Annotated in this window: 16 protein-coding genes; 7 read left to right on the top strand and 9 right to left on the bottom strand. The window is 69.7% G+C overall.

Annotated elements, in window-relative coordinates; all coding sequences use genetic code 11:
* Positions 1-32: 32 nt before the first annotated feature.
* Genes KHU32_RS11510 through KHU32_RS11525 form a run of 4 tightly spaced genes read right to left on the bottom strand, consistent with a single transcriptional unit; the run spans position 33 to position 4,149 of the window.
* Entirely contained in the window at positions 33-986 is a 954-nt protein-coding gene (locus tag KHU32_RS11510) for a Bug family tripartite tricarboxylate transporter substrate binding protein (protein WP_213670232.1), read from the bottom strand.
* Positions 983-2,539, bottom strand: a complete 1,557-nt coding sequence (locus tag KHU32_RS11515; protein ID WP_213670233.1) for an acyl-CoA carboxylase subunit beta — start codon at positions 2,537-2,539, stop codon at positions 983-985. Before KHU32_RS11515 ends, KHU32_RS11510 begins: the two co-directional genes overlap by 4 nt.
* Before the next feature lies 1 nt (position 2,540).
* Positions 2,541-3,920: an acetyl-CoA carboxylase biotin carboxylase subunit gene (locus KHU32_RS11520; protein ID WP_213670234.1), complete on the bottom strand. Its 1,380-nt coding sequence runs from the start codon at positions 3,918-3,920 to the stop codon at positions 2,541-2,543.
* A gap of 4 nt (positions 3,921-3,924) precedes the next feature.
* The gene (locus KHU32_RS11525; protein ID WP_213670235.1) at positions 3,925-4,149 is read right to left on the bottom strand and encodes a biotin/lipoyl-binding carrier protein; all 225 of its coding nucleotides are present in this window, start codon (positions 4,147-4,149) and stop codon (positions 3,925-3,927) included.
* Positions 4,150-4,208: 59 nt separating this feature from the next.
* Between KHU32_RS11525 and KHU32_RS11530 the strand changes: the two genes are divergently transcribed.
* Together KHU32_RS11530 and KHU32_RS11535 are read left to right on the top strand one after the other, a co-directional pair.
* Positions 4,209-4,904, top strand: coding sequence for a GntR family transcriptional regulator (locus KHU32_RS11530; protein ID WP_213670236.1), 696 nt, complete (start codon positions 4,209-4,211; stop codon positions 4,902-4,904).
* A 98-nt stretch (positions 4,905-5,002) separates the two neighbouring features.
* Positions 5,003-7,351 (top strand): CaiB/BaiF CoA-transferase family protein, encoded by a 2,349-nt coding sequence (locus KHU32_RS11535; RefSeq protein ID WP_213670237.1) that lies wholly within the window; start codon positions 5,003-5,005, stop codon positions 7,349-7,351.
* A 42-nt stretch (positions 7,352-7,393) separates the two neighbouring features.
* Here KHU32_RS11535 and KHU32_RS11540 read toward each other — a convergent pair whose 3' ends face one another.
* Together KHU32_RS11540 and KHU32_RS11545 are read right to left on the bottom strand one after the other, a co-directional pair.
* The gene (locus KHU32_RS11540) at positions 7,394-8,503 is read right to left on the bottom strand and encodes an LLM class flavin-dependent oxidoreductase (RefSeq protein ID WP_213670238.1); all 1,110 of its coding nucleotides are present in this window, start codon (positions 8,501-8,503) and stop codon (positions 7,394-7,396) included.
* 92 nt (positions 8,504-8,595) lie between these two features.
* Positions 8,596-9,828, bottom strand: a complete 1,233-nt coding sequence (locus KHU32_RS11545) for an ABC transporter substrate-binding protein (protein ID WP_213670239.1) — start codon at positions 9,826-9,828, stop codon at positions 8,596-8,598.
* Positions 9,829-10,154: 326 nt separating this feature from the next.
* Between KHU32_RS11545 and KHU32_RS11550 the strand changes: the two genes are divergently transcribed.
* Positions 10,155-11,756: an ABC transporter substrate-binding protein gene (locus KHU32_RS11550; RefSeq protein WP_213670240.1), complete on the top strand. Its 1,602-nt coding sequence runs from the start codon at positions 10,155-10,157 to the stop codon at positions 11,754-11,756.
* Between the two features lie 34 nt (positions 11,757-11,790).
* On the opposite strand, the gene KHU32_RS11555 is transcribed toward KHU32_RS11550, so the two are convergent.
* Both KHU32_RS11555 and KHU32_RS11560 read right to left on the bottom strand, forming a co-directional pair.
* The gene (locus KHU32_RS11555; RefSeq protein WP_213670241.1) at positions 11,791-12,768 is read right to left on the bottom strand and encodes a Bug family tripartite tricarboxylate transporter substrate binding protein; all 978 of its coding nucleotides are present in this window, start codon (positions 12,766-12,768) and stop codon (positions 11,791-11,793) included.
* A 4-nt stretch (positions 12,769-12,772) separates the two neighbouring features.
* Positions 12,773-14,587, bottom strand: coding sequence for a CocE/NonD family hydrolase (locus KHU32_RS11560; protein WP_213670242.1), 1,815 nt, complete (start codon positions 14,585-14,587; stop codon positions 12,773-12,775).
* A 77-nt stretch (positions 14,588-14,664) separates the two neighbouring features.
* Here KHU32_RS11560 and KHU32_RS11565 point away from each other — a divergent pair, with 77 nt between their 5' ends.
* Genes KHU32_RS11565 through KHU32_RS11580 form a run of 4 tightly spaced genes read left to right on the top strand, consistent with a single transcriptional unit; the run spans position 14,665 to position 18,390 of the window.
* Positions 14,665-15,582 carry an ABC transporter permease gene (locus KHU32_RS11565; protein ID WP_213670243.1) on the top strand — a complete coding sequence of 306 codons (918 nt, stop codon included), beginning with the start codon at positions 14,665-14,667 and terminating at the stop codon, positions 15,580-15,582.
* Entirely contained in the window at positions 15,579-16,448 is an 870-nt protein-coding gene (locus KHU32_RS11570) for an ABC transporter permease (protein ID WP_213670244.1), read from the top strand. The genes KHU32_RS11565 and KHU32_RS11570 overlap by 4 nt, the downstream gene beginning before the upstream one ends.
* Positions 16,445-17,422 (top strand): ABC transporter ATP-binding protein, encoded by a 978-nt coding sequence (locus KHU32_RS11575; protein WP_213670245.1) that lies wholly within the window; start codon positions 16,445-16,447, stop codon positions 17,420-17,422. The genes KHU32_RS11570 and KHU32_RS11575 overlap by 4 nt, the downstream gene beginning before the upstream one ends.
* Entirely contained in the window at positions 17,419-18,390 is a 972-nt protein-coding gene (locus KHU32_RS11580) for an ABC transporter ATP-binding protein (RefSeq protein WP_213670246.1), read from the top strand. The genes KHU32_RS11575 and KHU32_RS11580 overlap by 4 nt, the downstream gene beginning before the upstream one ends.
* Here the strand turns inward: KHU32_RS11580 and ybaK are convergent.
* Entirely contained in the window at positions 18,387-18,860 is a 474-nt protein-coding gene (gene ybaK, locus KHU32_RS11585; protein WP_213670247.1) for a Cys-tRNA(Pro) deacylase, read from the bottom strand. The two genes, KHU32_RS11580 and ybaK, sit on opposite strands and share 4 nt — an antisense overlap.
* Positions 18,861-18,923 lie beyond the last annotated feature (63 nt).

Consider the following 18,923-nt stretch of genomic DNA (forward strand, 5'->3'; position numbering starts at 1 on the left):
CCGATGCGCGGGGCGAGGCCTCGCCGCCCCTGTCATTCGACGCGGATATTCGCCCCCTGGATGACCTCGCGCCACGTGACCCGGTCGGCGGCGATGGTGCGGCTGAACTCCGCCGGCGCCTCGTACCGCGCGACGAGCCCATTCTCGGCGAAGCGCCGCAGCGTGACGGGATCGGAAGCCGCGACGCGGATCGCCTCGGCCCAACGGCCGACGATCGCCTCGGGCGTTCCACGGCCGGCGCAATAGCCGAACCAGCCGCTGACCGCGTAGCCCGGCACGGTGGCGCCGATCTGCGGCGTGTCCGGGAAGGCCGGCGAGCCGATGCCGTCGGCAAAGGCCAGCAGCCGCATCTCACCGGCACGGATCTGCTGCGCCGCATCGCCGAGATTGGTGATGATGAGGTCGGCCCGCCCGGCCAGGACGTCCAGCACGCCCAGAGCCGCGCCGCGGTAGGGAACGTGCAGCATCCGCACCTGGGCCAGCTGCTCAAGGCGCGCGCCGGAAAGGTGCGAGACGGCGCCGATGCCGGCACTGGCGTAGCTGACCTCGCCCGGCCGCGCGCGGGCGGCGGCCAGCACATCCGCCACCGTGCGGAACGGCGACTGCTGGCGCACCACCATGACCTGGGAGGAATGCGCGAAATTCGCGATCGGGATCAGGTCCCGCGCGGGATCGATCGCCATATTGGCGCCCGGCAGCTCCGGCGAGATGGTCATCACCCCGGTCGCGCATTGCACGATGGTGTAGCCGTCCGCCCCGCTGCGCGCCGCCTCGGCGGCCGCGATGAAGCCGTTGGCCCCGGTGCGGACTTCCACCACCGGCCGATGGCCCAGCGTCGCAAACACGCCCTCGGCCAGGATGCGGTTGATCAGGTCGCTCGTCCCGCCGGCGGCGAAGCCGCCGAGGATGCGCGGCGGGCGGTCCGGGAAGGTCTGCGCCAAAGCCGTGCCCGACAGCAGCAGCGCGGCGAGCAGGAGGCGCTTCATGGCCGCATTCTCAGGGCCGCGGGCGTGGGCGAGAGCAGCGGCTGCGCGAGATCGGCGAAATCGCAGAGCAGGCGGCGGGTCTCACGCGGGTCGATGACGTCCTCGACCCAGAAGGTCTCCGCCGTGCGGAAGGGCGACCGCAGCTTGTTCAGCCGATCCTCGATGCGCCCCAGCTCGGCCGCCGGGTCCTCGGCACCGGCAAGGTCGGCTGCATAGGCCGCCTCGATCCCGCCTTCCAGCGGCAGCGAGCCCCAGCGCGCGGAGAGCCAGGCGTAGCGCAGCGAAAGGCGCCCAGCCGGCTGATGCACCACCCCCGCCACGCCGAAGGCATTGCGGATGATCATCGTGCACCAGGGCACCGTTGTCTGGTTCACCGCCGCCATGGCGCGCACGCCCAGGCGGATGGTCGCGGCTTTCTCGGCGTCCAGCCCGACCATGAAGCCTGGGCAGTCCTGCAGATAGACGATGGGGAGGTGGAAGGTCTCGGCCAGGTCGACGAAGCGGATGATCTTGGCGCAGGCATCGGCCGTCCAGGAGCCGCCGTAGAAGAACGGGTCGCTCGCCATCAGGGCCACAGGCTTGCCGTTCAGCCGGGCGAAGCCGGTGATGATGCTGCGGCCGAACATCTTCCCCATCTCGAAGAAGCTGCCCTTGTCGACCACCGTCTCGATGATGGGCCGCATCTGGTAGACGCGGCGCCGGTCGCGCGGGATGTGGGTGAAGAGCTTCTCGTCGCGGCGGTTCGGATCGTCGGCGCACTCGGTGACCGGCGGCGTGCCGTAGACCGAGCTCGGCAGGTAGGAGAGGAAGCGCCGCGCGGCCTCGAAGGCCTCCTCCTCGGTCTCCGTCGCATGGTCGACGGCGCCCGACTTGGTCTGGATCTCCCAGCCGCCCAGCTCCGTCTTCGAGAGGTCCTGCCCGAGGCGCTTCACCACCGGCGGGCCGGCCACGAACATGGCCGACTTCTTGGTCATCACCGAGTAATGGCTGGCCGCCAGCCGCGCGGCGCCGAGCCCCGCGACCGAGCCGAGGCCCAGCGCCACGACCGGCACCATGCTGAGATTGGCGCCCGTATAGTGATAGAGGGCGCCGCCGCCCACGCCGCCCGGCAGATTGGCGCGGCCCGTGGTCTCGATGGTCTTCACGGAGCCGCCGCCGCCCGAGCCCTCGATGATGCGGATCAGCGGCAGGCGGAACTCATAGGCCATCCGCTCGGCCATGATCGGCTTTTCGCGGATCGTGGCATCGGCGGAGCCGCCGCGGACGGTGAAGTCGTCGCCCAGGAGCACGACCGTGCGGCCATCCACCTTGCCGCGGCCCATCACGCAGTTGGACGGCGTGAGCCGCTTGAGGTTGCCCTCCTCGTCGTACTCGGCCTTGCCGGCGGTGGCGCCGATCTCGTGGAAGGTGCCGGGATCGGCCATGCCGTCGATGCGCTCGCGGACCGTGAGGCGCCCGCCCGCATGCTGGCGGGCGACCTTGTCGGCGCCGCCCAGCTCCTTGGCGTGGGACTGGCGCAGGCGCAGTTCATCGAGCTCGGGTTGCCAGGTCATGCTAAACGGGCTCCTTCACGGCAGCTTCCAGCAGGGTCTTGCGGGCGGCTTCCAGGAAGCCGGTGTCCATTCGGGCCTCGCGCATCTCCGCACTGCGGAGCGCCGCCGCGAGGAAGGCGGCATTCAGCTTCACGCCCTCGGCCCGGCATTCGTCGAGCGCTGAGGCCAGCTTTTCCAGCGCCTCCGCCCGCGTCGGCGCATGCGCGATGACCTTGGCCAGCATGGAATCGTAATAGGGGGTGACGGCGTCGCCGGCGCGGACGCCGGCATCGACGCGGATCCCCTCCCCCTCGGCCGGCAGCTCAAATGCCGCGAGCTTGCCCGGCGAGGGAAAGAACTGCTTAGCGGGGTCCTCGGCGCAGAGCCGGGCCTCGACGGCGTGGCCCTCCAGCCGGATGTCCGACTGCGCGAAGGGCAGCTCCTCGCCCGCTGCGACGCGGAGTTGCCACTCCACGAGGTCGAGGCCGGTGACCATCTCGGTGACCGGGTGCTCGACCTGAAGGCGGGTGTTCATCTCCATGAACCAGATGCTGTCCGGCGTCAGCGGCGGGGCCGCGATGAACTCCACGGTCCCGGCCCCGACATAGCCGACGGCCCGCGCCAGCGTGCAGGCACGGCGGCCGAGCTCGGCGCGCAGCTCGACGCTCATGCCCGGAGCGGGGCATTCCTCGACCAGCTTCTGATGCCGGCGCTGAAGGGTGCAGTCGCGCTCGTGCAGGTGCAGCACGTTGCCGTGGCTATCCGCGAGGATCTGCACCTCGATGTGGCGCGCCTTCTCGACCAGCTTCTCCAGCATCACGCGCTCGTTGCCGAAGATGGCGGCCTCGCGCCGCGCTGCCGCCAGCGCGGCCGGCAGTTCCTCGGCCGAGCGGACGCGGCGCATGCCCCGCCCGCCGCCGCCGCCGAGGGCCTTGATCATCACCGGATAGCCGATGCGCTCCGCGGCCGCCAAAAGGCCCGGCTCGGACTGGTCGCCGCCCGGGTCGCCGGGCAGGCAGGGCACGCCCGCCTTCTCGGCGATCAACCGCGCCGCGGCCTTGCCGCCCATGGCGCGGATCGCCTCCGGCGAGGGACCGATGAACACGAGGCCGGCACGCCGGCAGGCCTCGGCGAATTCCGCATTCTCGGAGAGGAAGCCGTAGCCGGGATGGACGTAGCGGGCACCGCTGCGCTCGGCCGCGGCGATGATGGCGGGGATGCTGAGATAGCTCTCGCGCGGATGGGCGGGCCCGATGCGCTCGCCGCGATCGGCCGCACGGACGTGCAGCGCCCCCGCATCGGCATCGGAATAGACGGCGATGCTCTTGATGCCGAGCCGCCGGCAGGTGCGCGCGATCCGCACGGCGATCTCGCCGCGGTTCGCGATCAGGACGGGGGGCATGGACTCAGCGCCGCAGGGTGGCGACGGCCTGGCCTTCCTCGACCTGCTCGCCCTCGGCGACGAGGACCTCCACCACCGTCCCGGCATGCGGCGCGCTGACGGGGATCTCCATCTTCATGGATTCGAGGATCAGGATGGGCTCGTCCTCACCTACCGCGGCGCCGGCAGCAGCCGTGATCTTCCAGACGGAGGCGCCGATTTCGGCGCGGACGGTGGTCGTTTCTGCCATGGACTTTTCCTCGCGGACGACATTTGGAAGTCGTCCTTATTTGTGATCAAAATCGCCGAATGATCGCTCCTGTCAACCTCGCTCCGGAAGAGAGCGTCGCCGCCCAGGTCCATCAGCGCCTGCGCCTCGCCCTCATGCGCAGCCGTTTCCGCCCCGGCGAAAAGCTCAAGCTGCGCGTGCTGGCCGAGGAGATGGGCGTCAGCTCGATGCCCGTGCGCGCCGCCCTCGCCCGCCTCGTGACGGAGGGCGCACTGGAGCAGGTCGACCGCCGCTCGGTCCGGGTGCCCGTGCTTTCCGACGCCAGGCTGCGCGAGGTGGTGGAGCTCCGGCTGGATCTGGAAGGCAAGGCCGCCTCCCGCGCCGCCGAGCGCGCCACGCCGCCGGAGATCGACGCGCTGGCCGCCATCCATGCGGAAATGACCGAGCTGCGCCTCTCCGGCCGGATGGAGGAGATGATGGTGGCCAATGAGCGCTTCCACCGGACCCTCTGGTCGCTCGCGGAGATGCCGGTCCTGGCCCGGATCATCGAGGGGCTGTGGCTGCAATGCGGACCGCTGAATGCGGGCCTCAAGGCCATCCGCTTCCTCCATCAGCCGGAGGAGCATCCGCATCACGAGGTCATCCGCGCGCTCCGGCAGCATGACAGCGCGCTGGCCCGCCTCGCCATCCAGCGCGACATCTCGGTCTATGCCGACGCGCTGCTGCGTCGCCTGCCGGCGATCAACGCCGCCCGTCCCAATCCCGAAGCCGCCTGAATTCCTCCCCGCCTCCTGGCCTGCCTGGAACTTGACGGTTCCGGGCGGGGCTAATTTTATGATCACAAATCAGGGCGAATACGCCCCGGGAGGAAAAGATGGCCGAAGCCCTGGCGGGAATCCGCGTGCTCGAGGTCGGGCAAGGCGCCGCGTTGGCCTATGCCGGCAAGCTCTTCGCCGATTTCGGCGCGGAGGTGCGGAAGATTGCCGAGGAGGCGGATCCCCTTGCCTCCGCCTGGCCAAGGCTGGAGGGGCGCTCGGCGCTCCAGGCCTGGCTGAACACGAACAAGCACCTGGTCGAGGGCGATGTCGCGGCCCTGGCCGCCTCCTGCCACGTCCTGCTGGATGCGCGCCCGACCGCCCGGGAGGCGCTGCCGCCTCACCTCGTCCATACGCGCATCTCGTGGTTCGGCGCCGAAGGTCCCTATGCGGGCTTCGCCGCCACCGACGTCACCTGCCGCGCCCTGGCCGGCGTCTTCGCCTGCATCGGCCCGGTCGAGGGACCACCCTCCATGCTGGGTGGCATCGCCGGGCAGGTGATGGGCGGCATCGCGGCCTATATCGCCAGCACCTCCGCCCTCTGGGGCGGCGGCGGGCGGGAGATGGAGGCCAGCATCCATGAGGCGAATATCGCCATCGCCGAATACCAGGCGGCGCAGGCCGTCACCAATCCGGAGGTCGAGCAGCGGCGGGGCGTGAACCGCTTCGCGCCCACCAGCCCCCTCGGCGTCTATCGCTGCCGGGAGGGATGGCTCGGCGTCACCATCGTGACCCCCGCGCAGTGGCGCGCCTTCTGCGAGATGGTCGGCCTGGACGAGCTGGCGCGGGACCCGGCCTTCGCCGTCTGGCCCGAGCGCCTGGCCCATGCCGAGCGGCTGGAAAAGCTCTTCGCCGAGCGCCTGGTCGCCCGCACCGCCGAGGAGTGGTTCGCCGAGGCCCTCGAGCGCCGTCTGCCCTTCGCCGTCGTGCCGGAGATGGACACCCTGCTCGCCACGCCCACGCATCGGGCGCGGGATGCCTTCCAGCGGGTGAAGCTCGGCGCCCTGGAATTCGAGGGGCCGACCCTGCCCCAGCGCCTCACCCGCACGTCCCCGCGCGCCCACGGCATCGCGCCGCTCGAGCCCATGGCACCGCCGCCGGCCCCCGCCGTGGCTGGCGATAAGGCCAAGGCGGCGCTGCCGCTGGAGGGTCTGCGCGTCCTCGACCTGTCGATGGGCTGGGCCGGGCCGGTCTGCACGCGGACGCTGGGCGATCTCGGCGCCGAGATCATCAAGGTGGAGGCCATCCAGTACCCGGACTGGTGGCGGGGGGTCGATCCGCGACAGTCCTTCTTCGACCAGAAGCTCTACGAGAAGGATGTGCGCTTCGCCTTCCAGAACCGCAATAAGCGCGGGATCACGCTGGACCTCAGCCGGCCGGAGGGTGCGGCGCTGCTCAAGCGGCTCGTCGCCCAATGCGATGCCGTGGTGGAAAACTACGCCCGCGACGTGCTGCCGAAGCTCGGCCTCGACTATGCGGTACTCCGCCATTCGCGGCCCGACCTCGTGATGCTCTCCATGCCCGCCTTCGGGGCGACCGGCCCCTGGCGCGATGCGCGGGCCTATGGCTCGACGCTGGAGCATGCCTCGGGCCTGCCCACCGTCTCGGGTCCGGCGGACGGGCCGCCGCTCACGAACCAGCTCGCCTACGGCGACCCCGTGGGCGGCATGAATGCGGCGGCCGCGCTGCTGACGGCGCTGCTGCACCGCAAATCCACCGGCGAAGGGCAGCACATCGACCTCGCGCAGGTCGAGTGCATGTTCCCGCTCGCCGCGCCCTGGATCATCGCGCAATCGGCGCTCGGCGATCCCGGCCCGCGTCGCGGCAATCGCCATCCCGACCAGGTGCCGCATGGCGCTTTCCCTTGCGAGAACGAGGGATGGGTCGCCATCGCCGTCACCGACAACGGCGCCTGGGCGCGGCTTTGCTCCCTGCTGGACCGCGCCGATCTGGCCGGGCTCGACCTCGCGGCGCGGCGCGCGCGTGAGGGCGAGTTGGAGGCGCTGCTCTCCACCTGGACCCGCAGCCGCAACGCCGATGCGGCCATGGACGCCCTGCAGGCGAAGGGCGTCGCCGCCGGCGTCCTGCGCTGGCCGACCGAGCTTCGGCAGGACACGCATCTGCGCGCGCGCGGCTTCTGGCAGGAGGTGGACCGCCCCTTCCTCGGCCGGCACGAGCTGCCCTCCGCCCCGATCCGCCTCGCGGGCGGGCCGCCCTTGAAGATCTTCCGGGCGGCGCCGACGCTGGGCGAGGAGAATTCGGCCGTGCTGTCGGAGCTGCTGGGGCTGTCCGCGGCCGAGCTCGCCGCGCTGGAGCAGGACGGCATCATCGGCACCGACGCCGTACCGGTCACGGCGCGCAAGCCGCGCAGCAGCCCGCAGGCCAAGCCTCAGCCAGCGAGCGCCTGAGGGAAAGGCGGCGCGGACAACCGGTCCGCGCCCGCCGGAGGGTCATTCCGCGGCGGAGGAGACCGCCGGCCGGGGAACCAGGTGCCGCACGCGCGGCGCGACCTCTTCCTGCAGCAGACGCAGGGAGTTCTTCCACGCCCCCGGATTCTCCGAATAGTCGAAGCCGAAGACCAGGATGGAGCCGAAGCCGCCCACCTCCTCGTAGACACGCTCCAGCTTCTCGGCGACGGTCTTCGGCGAGCCGATGAGCCAGTTCCGCTGCGCGCAATAGGCGGCCGTCACGTCGCTGTCGGGTACCTCGGGGCTGTGCTTGAGGTAGTCGAGGAAGCCGAAATTCGCGAGCAGCGGCAGGAAGTACTCGTCCATCATCCGGCCCATCATGCCGCCGACGGAAAGGCGCCAGGCCTCCTCATCCGTGTCCGCGACGAAGACCTCGCGCACCAGCCGCCAGTCGCGGCGGTCCGGCGTGCGGCCGGTGCGCCGGGCGCCCGCTTCCACCGAATCCCAGTGGCTCGCGACATAGGCGGGGTTGAGGTTGAGGCTCATCGGGAGGAAGCCGCGCTCGCCCGCCAGCTTCAGCGTGTCCGAATTCTTGCTGAGGCCCGCGACGGCGATCGGCGGATGCGGGGCCTGGAGCGGCTTGATGTGCGGCTTGAGGAAGCCGAACATCGTCTCGATCTTGCTGACGGTCCAGTACTTGCCCTCGTGCTTCCAGGGGCCGTCCTCGGTCCAGGTGCGCAGGATGATCTCCAGCGCCTCGCGGGTCATATCGCGGTTCTGGCCGGACATGCCGTCCACGTTGAAGGTGGCCCAGTCGCTCGGCAGGCCCGAGGCGGCCACGCCGAAGTTCAGCCGCCCGCCCGAGATATGGTCGAGCATCGCCACGCGGTTCGCGAGCTCCACGGGGTGGTGGTAGGGCAGCAGGAAGCCACCCGGGCCGAGGCGGATGTTCTTGGTCTCGCGAAAGGCCTGGGCGATCAGCAGATCCGGTGCGGGATGCGGTTCCCAGGGGGCGGTGTGGTGCTCGCCCACCCAGGCCTCGTGATAGCCCATCTCGTCGAGCCAGCGCAGGACCTGGAGATCCCATTCATGTCCGTCGCGCAGCGATCGCTCCGGCGGGTGGGACGGCATCGTGAAGAACCCGAATTCCATCGTGCTTCCTCCGTCGTTCTTATGGGGAGCCTGCGCCGGGGCGCCGCTCCGTCGTCAGCTTACCCCCCTGACCCGTCTTGCCAACCGAAAGCTCAGCTCCTCACCATCGGGCAGCCGCCCTGGCTCAGCGGGCGCATCGCCTGCTCGGCCTCGATGGTGCCGGCGAGCTTGTAGAGGTCCCAGCCGGTCCGCACCTCGGCCGGCGTCTTCACCTCGAAGAGGTAGACTTGGTGGATCTTCCGCCCATCCTCGCGCACCCGCCCGACGCCCAGGCAATCGTCATCCGTGGGGATGGCCTTCATGCGCTCGATCGCCGCGCGGCCCGACGCCTTGGCCTGCGCCACGCCCATCGCTGCGGCCGCCTTCAGGTAATGCGTGACCGCCGAATAGGCGCCGGCATGATTGGTGCTGGGGTAGATATTGGTCGGCATGCGCGGCAGCACGCGCTGCGTGAAGCCGCGCGTGCGGTCGTTGAGGTCCCAATAGAAGGGCTCCGTCGTCAGCAGGCCCTGCGCGGCCTCGGCGCCCATGGCGCGCACATCGCCGAGGAGGCAGAGCAGGCCCACCATCCTCATGCGCCGGGTCAGCCCGAACTCATGCGCCTGCTTCACGCAATTGACCGTGTCCGTGCCTGCATTCGCCAGGCCCAGCACCTTGGCGCGCGAGGCCTGGGCCTGCAGCAGGAAGGACGAATAATCCGTCGTCGCGGGGAAAGGATAACGAGCCTGGCCGAGCACGCGCCCGCCCGCGGCCTCCACCGCCTGCGCCGTGTCGCGCTGGAGCGCGTGGCCGAAGGCATAGTCGGCCGTCAGGAAGAACCAGCTGTCACCGCCGGCGCGCACCGTGGCGCTGCCCGCGCCATGCGCCAGCATCCAGGTGTCGTAGGTCCAATGGACGTGGTTCGGGCTGCAGCGCGGGCCGTGCAGGTCGGCCGTGGCGGGGCCGGTCGCCAGGAAGACCTTGTCCTTCTCACGCGCGAGATCGGCGACGGCGAGCGCAATGGCCGAGTTGTTCACCTCGAGGATCGCATCCACGCCCTGGTCGTACCATTGCCGCGCGAGCGCCGAGCCCACATCGGCGCGATGCTGATGGTCGGCCTGCACCACCTCCACCTGCACCGACGTCCCGGCCCGGGCGAGGTCCTCGATGGCCTGCCGCACACACGCCAGGGTGCCGAGGCCGGAGAGGTCGCGATACGGGCCGGTGAGGTCGCCGAGAATACCGAGGCGAAGGGTCGGCGTGGCCTGCGCCCTGGCGCGGGGAATGATTCCATTCGCGACGAGAGCGCCGCCTGCCGCCAGGAATGTCCTGCGATGACCCAACATGTCCGAATGCTCCCTGCAGGTCTGTTCTTGGACCCTTCGCGCCAAATCTGACCCGCCGCCGCCCGCCGCACAACTGGCCGCGGTTCCGGTCCTCGTCCCGGTCGCGCTGCGCGGTGGTTTACCTCTCCGTCGCAAATGGGGTCATGATCTGGGGCCGCCGCGCGGAGCCGCTGACCAATCGCGGCTCGCGCGGAAAAAACCCTCGCCGGCCTGACAAGGCGGGGACCAAACATCAGGCGGAAAATGTCGCGCAGACGGCATCGAGGCCAAGGGACGTCTAAAGCCGATCGAGGGGCTGAGCCTTGAGGTCGGGAATGGGAGCAGGCATGAAAAGAAGCATCCGCCACCCCTGGACGGGCGCCCTCCTGGCGAGCGCCCTCGCGCTCGCTTCAGGGAGTGCCCAAGCCCAGGCCCCGAGCCAGAACCTGACGATCGGCGTCGGCGGGGCCTTCAACACAATGGACCCGCATTTCTACAACACCTCGCCCAATGCCAGCCTGTCCTCGCATTTCTTCGAGCCGCTGGTGGTGCGCGATGCCCGGGCGGTACCGCGACCCGGCCTCGCGCAATCCTGGAGCCGGATCTCCGACACGATCTGGGAATTCCGGCTGCGGCCGGGCGTGAAGTGGCATGACGGGCGCGACTTCACGGCCGACGACGTGGTCTTCACCTTCGGCCGGGTGCCCAACGTCCCCAATACGGCCGGCAGCTTTGCCGGCTATATCCGCGCGGTCAGCCGGATCGAGGTGGTGGACCCGCTGACGATTCGCCTCCATACCGCCGCCCCGCATCCCCTGTTGCTGGTCGAGCTCGCCTCGATTTTCATCGTCTCCCGCCATGCCGGCGAAGGCGCCGCGACCGAGGATTACAACAGCGGCCGCGCCGCGATCGGCACCGGCCCCTATCGCCTTGCTTCCTATGACCAGGGCAGCCGGGTGGAGATGACGCGCAACGATCAGCACTGGGACACGCCGCAGCCCTGGGCCCGCGTCAGCTACCGCCTGATCGGCAATGACGCGGCGCGCAGCGCGGCGCTGCTGGCGGGCGATGCGGACGTGATCGATCAGGTCCCCTCCTCCGATCTCGCACGGCTACGCCGGGATCGCCGCGTCACCATCAGCGAGATCGAGAGCCTGCGGATGATCCATGTCGCGCCCGACTGGTCGCGGCGGGAGAATCCCATTTTCGTCAGCGATGTCGCGGGGCGTCCGCTGGCGACCAATCCCTTCCAGGATCGTCGCGTCCGGCGCGCGCTCAGCGTCGCCATCAATCGCGCCGCCCTGGCCGAGCGGGTGATGGAGGGCACCGCCATCCCCAATGGGCAATGGCTGCCGCCCGGCCTTTCCACCTACAACCCCGATGTGCCCGTGCCGGCCTTCGACCCGGAGGCGGCCAAGCGGCTTCTCGCGGAGGCCGGCTTCCCGCAGGGTTTCCGCCTCACCCTGCACACGCCGAACGACCGCTACCCGAACGATTCCCGCGTGGCCCAGGCGGTAGCGCAGATGTGGTCACGCATCGGCGTGCAGACGACGGTGGAGGCCCTGCCCTGGGCCAGCTTCAGCGCGCGCGCCGCGCGTCAGGAATTCGGCATGCGGCTCGCCGGTTGGGGAAGTACGACGGGCGAGGCCTCGATCGCGCTGGTCAATGTCTACGGCACCTATGACCGCGAGGCACGGACCGGTTCGGCCAATTCCAGCCGCTATTCCAATCCGACGCTGGACGCGCTGGTCCGCCGCGCCGTCAGCACCGTGGACGACGCGAGCCGCGAGGCCATGCTGCGCGAGGCGGTGAAGCTGACGATGGAGGATCAGGCCAGCATCATCCTCTTCCAGCTGATCAACTTCTGGGCGGTGCGCACCGGGCTGGCCTACGAGGCGCGGATGGACGAGCGCACCACGGCGATGTCGGTCCGGCCAGCTGCGAACTGAGAAGGGCGGGGGTGCGCGGCGCCCCCTTCCCCGCTTACTCCGGCCGGAGGCCCCGGCGACGGATGAACTCGCCCCAGACCTGGCTGTCGCTGGCCATGCGGGCCTGCAGGTCGGCCGGCGAGCCGGACCAGGCGATCAGCAGATTATCCGCCAGACGCTTCTGCACCGTCTCGTCCGCGAGCGCCGTCCGCACCGCGGCATTGAGCTGGTTCACGACGGGCGCCGGCATGCCGGCCGGACCCACAATGGCGAACCAGCCCGGCATGACCGGCGCATCGATTCCCGCCTCGGCCTGCGTGGGAACGTCCGGCAGGACCGGCAGGCGCTGCGCCGACACCATGGCCAGCGGCGTCACCGCGCCGGCCCGCACCTGGGCCAGCGCCACGGCCAGCACCAGGATCATCACATCCGTCTCGCCGGTGATGACGCTGGTGAGCGCCGCGGCCGTGCCGCCATAGGGCACGTGGGTGAAGCTGACGCCGGCGCGGTCGGCCAGCATCTCCATGGAAAGATGGGTCGAATTGCCGATGCCCGCGCTGGCATAGGTCAGGCGGCCGGGCTCGGCCCGCGCGCGGCGCAGCAGCTCCGCCACACTCGTGATGCCCGACTTCTTGCTGGCCAGCAGGATGAAGGGCGCGTCCGAGGCGGGGGCAACGAAGGTGAAGTCCGTCGCCGCATCATAGGTCAGGTTCGGATAGAGGAACGGATTGAACGAGAGCTGGGACACGCCCGGCATCAGCAGCGTGTAGCCGTCGGGCGCCTGCTGCTTCAGCCCGTTGATCGCGACCATGCCATTGGCGCCGGGGCGGTTGTCCACCACCACCGGCTGGCCGAGTGCGCGGCCCATCGGCTCGGAGATGATGCGCGCCACCACGTCGTTGGCCGAGCCCGGGGGCTGCGGCAGCAGCAGGCGGATGGGGCGCGTCGGGAATGCCTGCGCCGGCGCCTGGGCCTGGGCCGCACCGGCGGAGAGGAAGGGGATGGCGGCGAGGCCGCGGCGGGAGATCATCATGCGGTCAATCCTGGAAGGGCCGGAGCGGAAGCTCGAGCGCCGAGGGGCCGTGATGTAGCGTCAGGACGGGCGGGCGGCCATGCGGGATTTGCTTGACGTGATCGGCGTCGGTGCCGGCCAGCGAGAAGCGCAGGCGACTGCCCTTCTTGAAGACCCAGGATACGGGCAGCATCACCACCCGCATGCGCTCGGCGACGCCCGGCACCAGCGGCTTCGCGTCGTCGCGGTGATAGGTGCGGAAGGGCCAGGGCGACTGGTATTCCGGCGGATGCGGCGATTCCTTGCGGTGCAGCGCCCGCAGCAGCCCCTCGGTGACGTAGCGCACCGTGCCGTCCGCCTCGACCTCGGACAGATAACAGATGATCGACGCATCCGGCTCGCTGGAAGAGAGCGTCAGGTCGGCGATCGTGTTGCCGGTGAGCTCGGTGTCCTGCTCGAAGGGGGCGCTGTCATAGGCGGGCAGTGGCGCCTGCCTCTCCTGCCAGTCGGTGTAGTAGTCGAGGGCGTTGATCGCGGCGATCCGCTCGTAGCGCGTGCCGTGGCCCGAGCTGAAGGAGAAGTCGGTCGCATGCGCCGCCTCCCCGCCTTCGGCGGGCGCGATCTGCAGGGTGGAAGGCGCGAAGTGCAGGCGCGTGGCCGCGGGCACCGGCGGCCAGCTCGCCGCCTCCTGCCATTCTTCCGCATGCATGGAGAAGAAGTGGATGGGCGCTTCGTCGCGGAGGCCGGTGGTGCGGCCCATCAGGTATTCGTCGAAGAAGCGCAGCACCTCGCCCAGCAAGGCGAATTCCGGATCGACGCGGCCGCGCCAGGGCGAGGTGTTGCAGCGCGCGCCGTGATCCCAGGGCCCGAGCAGCAGGTGGGTCGGGTTGCCCTGCATGGTCAGGTAGCGGGCGATGGCGCCGTTGGCGTAGCCGACGCCGTCGGTCCAACCGGAGACGGCATAGATCGCAACGTCCTTCGGGATCGACTTGCAGACCGAATAGGGGCTGATATTCGCGGAGGAGAAGCCCGGGTCGTAGGGCAGCTTCTGCTCGCGGAAATTCAGGTCGGTGATGAAATCGGGCATCCGGAAATTGCCGAGATGCTGCCGCACCGCCTCCTGCACCAGCGCGCCTTCCGGATCCTCGTCGATGGGCGCGGGGCCCGCGAAATCCGGGTTGGAGAAATAGGAGATCCCGCCCAACAGGTCCCGGCGGTCATGGTCCATGGCCACCATGAGCTCGTCATAGACTTGCGCCAGCCGGTTCAGGAAAACGCCGCCGGGATAATAGTGGTCCGACCAGGTGTCCCAGACCGCGAAGAGCGGCACGATCGCCTTCACGGCCGGATGGCCAGTGCTGGCCAGGAAGTCCGAGGCCGCGCCCGGATAGGAGATGCCCGTCGCGCCGATGCGCCCGTTCGACCAGGGCTGGTCCACGATCCAGTCGGCGATCTCGCGCGCATCCTCGCGCTCGCGCGGGGAGCGGAAGCTGTCGCGCGTGCCGAAGCTGGCGCCAGTGCCGCGGATGTCCACCACGACCAGCGCGTAGCCGCGCGGGACCAGAATGTCCCTGAACTTTGCCGCATTGGGGCAGGCTTCCCCCTGCCCGCCCGGCTTCATGGCGAAGCGGCGGTAATAGGGCGTGTGGATCAGCACGGCCGGCACCTTGCCGCTGGCGCCTTCCGGAACCCAGACATCGACGGCGAGGCGGCAGCCATCGGCCATGGTGACGTAGCGCGAGATCGGCTTCGCCGGGATGCCAAGCTCCGCCGGCCGACCGGCGAGGTAGCTGGAAGGTGTCACGCGCCAGGCGGTGCTGTGCAGATCAGTGTCGGCCACGTCGAGTTACTCCAAAGTGCAACGAATGCGCGGCGCACCTTGCAACGCCGCGCAACGCCCGCCTAGGCTGCACATCGATGGTGAAGTTCCTCCTACGCCGCCTGACCGTTGCGATCCTCGTCGCCCTCACGGTGCTGACGTTGAGCTTCCTTCTCACGCGGCTTTCGGGCGACCTCGCGATCTCCATTGCGGGCCCGAGCGCCACGGCCCAGGACGTGGAGATCATCCGCCAGGCCTATGGGCTGAACCGCCCCGTCTACGTGCAGTACCTCGACTGGCTGTTCCGCGCGGTGCAGGGCGATTTCGGCGACAGCTACTTCTTCCGCGACCGCGTCTCGAACCTCATCGGCTCCCGGCTTCCGATCACCCTGACGCTCGGGCTCATCGGGCTTGGCCTCGCGCTGATCGTGGCGCTTCCGCTCGGCATCATCGCCGCCGTGCGGGAGAATACCTGGATCGATCGCAGCGTGATGATGGTGGCGCTGATCGGCCAGGCCATGCCTTCCTTCTGGCTCGGCCTGCTGCTGATGGTGTGGCTCGGGCTGAACCTCGGACTGCTGCCCATCTCGGGCACGGGCGGGCCGGAATACTATGTGATGCCGGGCATCGTCCTGGCCTTCTCGGCCATTCCCTCGCTCATGCGGCTCACGCGCAGCGGCATGATCGAGGCCCTGTCCTCCGACTATATCCGCACCGCGCGCGCGAAGGGGCTGAGCCGCCTCTCCATCCTCGTGAAGCACGGCTTCCGCAACGCGGCGATCCCGGTGGTCTCCATCGCCGCCGTCCAACTCGGCTTCATGCTGGGAGGCTCGATCGTGATCGAGACCGTCTTCGCGATGCATGGCGTGGGCTACCTGGCCTGGGAAAGCATCAGCAAGAATGACTATCCCGTCGTCCAGGCGGTCGTGCTGGTGCTGGCGCTGATCTACATCGCGCTGACCCTGCTGTCAGACCTGCTGAACGCCGTGCTCGACCCGCGGCTGCGCACGGCATGAGCACGGCCATTCTCCCTGGCCAGGGCGCTACGCGCCGGCTGATGCGCAACGCCGGCTTCGCCATCGGCGCGCTCATCGTTGGCACGGTCTTCATCGTCGCCATCCTGGCGCCCTGGATCACGCCCTACGATCCCTTCGCGGTGAATCTCGACAACCGGCTGATCCCGCCCTCCTTCATGGAAGGGGGTTCGGCCGCGCATTTCCTTGGTACCGACCAACTCGGGCGCGACTACTTCTCGAGGCTGATCTACGGCGCGCGGATCTCGATGATCATCGGCATCGCGACCGTCATCACCTCCGGCCTGATCGGCACGACGATCGGCATCCTCGGCGGCTTCTACGGCGGGCGCGTGGATGATGTGGTGATGTTCCTCATCACCGCGCGCCTCTCCATTCCCGTGGTGCTGGTGGCACTGGCGGTGGCCGGGCTGCTCGGCAGCAGCTTCATCCTTGTGATCCTTGTCCTAGGCCTGCTGCTCTGGGATCGCTTCGCCGTGGTCGCGCGCTCGACGACGATGCAGCTGCGCACACTGGACTATGTCAGCGCGGCCTGGTGCGCAGGCTCCTCGCAGATGAGCGTGCTGCTGCGCGAGATCCTGCCCAATATCGCGACGCACCTCGCCGTGGTCGCGACGCTGGAGATGGCGCTGGCCATCCTGCTGGAGGCCGCACTCTCCTTCCTCGGCCTCGGCGTGCCGGCGCCCCTGCCCTCCTGGGGCCTGATGATCGCGGAGGCCAAGGAATACATGTTCTTCACGCCCTGGGTGATCCTCGTCCCCGGCATCGCGCTCTTCGTCCTGGTGCTGGGCGTGAACCTGCTGGGCGACGCGCTGCGCGACATGCTGGGCACGGATCTCAGCCGATGAGCGCACTGCTGGACGTCCGGGACCTGCGCGTCACCTTCGGCGGAACCGCAGCGGTTCGCGGCATTTCGCTGACGGTCGAGAAAGGCGAGACGCATTGCCTCGTCGGCGAGAGCGGCTGCGGCAAGTCGGTGACCTCGCTCGCGGTCATGGGGCTGCTGGCGCGTGGCGGCCGGCGCGAAGCTGGGCTTCTTTCCTTCGCCGGCACGGATATCCGGAACTACGGCGAGCGCGAGATGTCGCGGCTGCGCGGCGACCGCATGGCCATGATCTTCCAGGAACCGATGACGAGCCTCAACCCGGCCTACACCGTCGGCTCGCAGATGACCGAGGTGCTGCGCCGGCATCGCGGCACGCCGCGCGCCCAGGCCGTGGACCGGGCCGCCGAGTTGCTGGGCCGCGTCGGCATCACCGCCCCGGGGCTCCGCCTCGGCCAGTATCCGCATCAGCTTTCCGGCGGCCTGCGCCAGCGCGTGATGATCGCGATGGCACTGATGTGCGACCCAGAACTCCTCATCGCCGACGAGCCCACCACGGCGCTCGACGTCACCGTCCAGGCGCAGATCCTGCGCCTCCTCGCCGGAATCCAGAAGGAGCTCGGGCTCGGCATCCTGCTCATCACGCATGATCTGGGCGTGGTGGCGCGGATCGCCGACCGCGTGTCCGTCATGTATGCCGGCGAGGTGGTGGAAAGCGCGCCGACCGCGCAGCTCTTCGCCGATCCGCAGCATCCCTATACGCGCGGCCTGCTGACCTGCGTGCCCGTCCCCGGCAAGGTGCGGCGCGACGAGCCGCTGGGCAGCATCCCGGGCATGGTGCCGCGCATTCCACCCGGCTATTCCGGCTGTGCCTTCCGCGACCGATGTCCGCATACCCATGCCGAATGCCAGGGGGACATTCCGCGCCGCGCCGCGGGACCCGGCCATGAGGTCCTCTGCACCCTGCCCGCCGGCTGGTTCGCGCGGCAGGCCGCATGAGCGCCGTTCCCGCCATCGAGGTTCGCGGCCTGCGCCGCATCTTCAACGTGCGCCAGGGCCTTTTCGCGCCGCCGCGCCAGGTCGTCGCGGTGGATGACGTGTCCTTCGCCGTCCCCGCCGGCAGCGTGCTCGGCGTCGTGGGCGAGAGCGGCTGCGGCAAGTCCACCCTCGCCCGCATGATCCTGGGGCTGCTGCCGCCCAGCGCCGGCGACGTGCTGGTGGATGGCCAACGGCTCTCCGACATGGACCGCCGCGCCCGCGCGCGGCTGATCCAGCCCGTCTTCCAGGACCCCTTTTCGTCGCTCAATCCGCGGCGACGCGTGCGCGACATCGTCGCCATGCCGCTCATGGCCCAGGGCAATATCTCGCGCACTGAGATGGACCGCCGGGTGGAAGAGGCGCTGAGCAGGGTCGGCCTTTCCGTCGAGCAGGGAAGCCGCTTCCCCTCGCAGCTCTCGGGCGGCCAGCGCCAGCGGGTGGCCATCGCGCGCGCCCTGGTGCTGCGCCCGCGCATCGTCGTCTGTGACGAGCCGACCAGCGCGCTCGACGTCTCGGTGCAGGCGCAGATCCTGAACCTGCTCGCTGAGCTGCGGCGGGAGCTCGGCCTCACCTACCTCTTCATCAGCCATAACCTCGCCGTGGTGGAGCACGTCGCGAGCGAGGTGGCCGTCATGTATCTCGGCCGCATCGTGGAGACGAATGAGAGCGAGGCCCTCTTCGCCGATCCGCGCCATCCCTATACGCGCGCGCTGCTCGCCAGCGTGCTGACGCCCGAGCCCGGCCTCGGCGTGCCCGATGTCGGCCTGGGCGACACGATGCCGGACCCCGCCAACGTCCCCTCGGGTTGCCGCTTCCATCCGCGCTGCCCGCTGGCCTTCGAACGCTGCCCCATCGAGGCGCCGAAGCGCACACCCTATGGAGCCGGCTTCGTGGAATGCCACTTGGCGGAGACGGCCGCCGCGAATTAGGCGATCAGGGCGGCGGCTTTTCCGCCCGTCGCTTCGAGCGCCACCTTCGGATCCAGGCGGACCTGCAGGCCGCGCTGCCCCCCGTTGAGGAAGACGAATTCCTCGGCCAGCGCCGTTTCCTCCATCAGCGTCGGCACCTCCCGTCGCTGACCGAAGGGACTTATCCCGCCGACCATGTAGCCGGTCACACGCTCGGCATCCGGGGGCTTCATCATCTGCGCCGACTTCCCGCCGAAGGCCGCCGCGACCTTCTTCATGGAGGCTTCGCGGTCCGAGGGCAGGATGATGCAGACCGGCTTGCCGTCCACCAGGGCCATCAGGGTCTTGAGCACGCGGCTCGCCGGCTCGCCCAGCGCCTCGGCAGCCTGCAGCCCCACCCGGTCGGCGCCGGGATCGTAGTCGTAGCGATGCACGGTGAAGGCGACGCCCCGCTTCTCCAGCATTTGCGTGGCGCGCGTCTGCTTCGACATGGGTCTCCCTCCATCGGCGGCGGGAGATATGGCGAGGCGGGGTGATCCCGCCTCGCCGCCCAG

The sequence above is a fragment of the Roseococcus pinisoli genome (genome assembly GCF_018413645.1).
GTDB lineage: Bacteria > Pseudomonadota > Alphaproteobacteria > Acetobacterales > Acetobacteraceae > Roseococcus > Roseococcus pinisoli.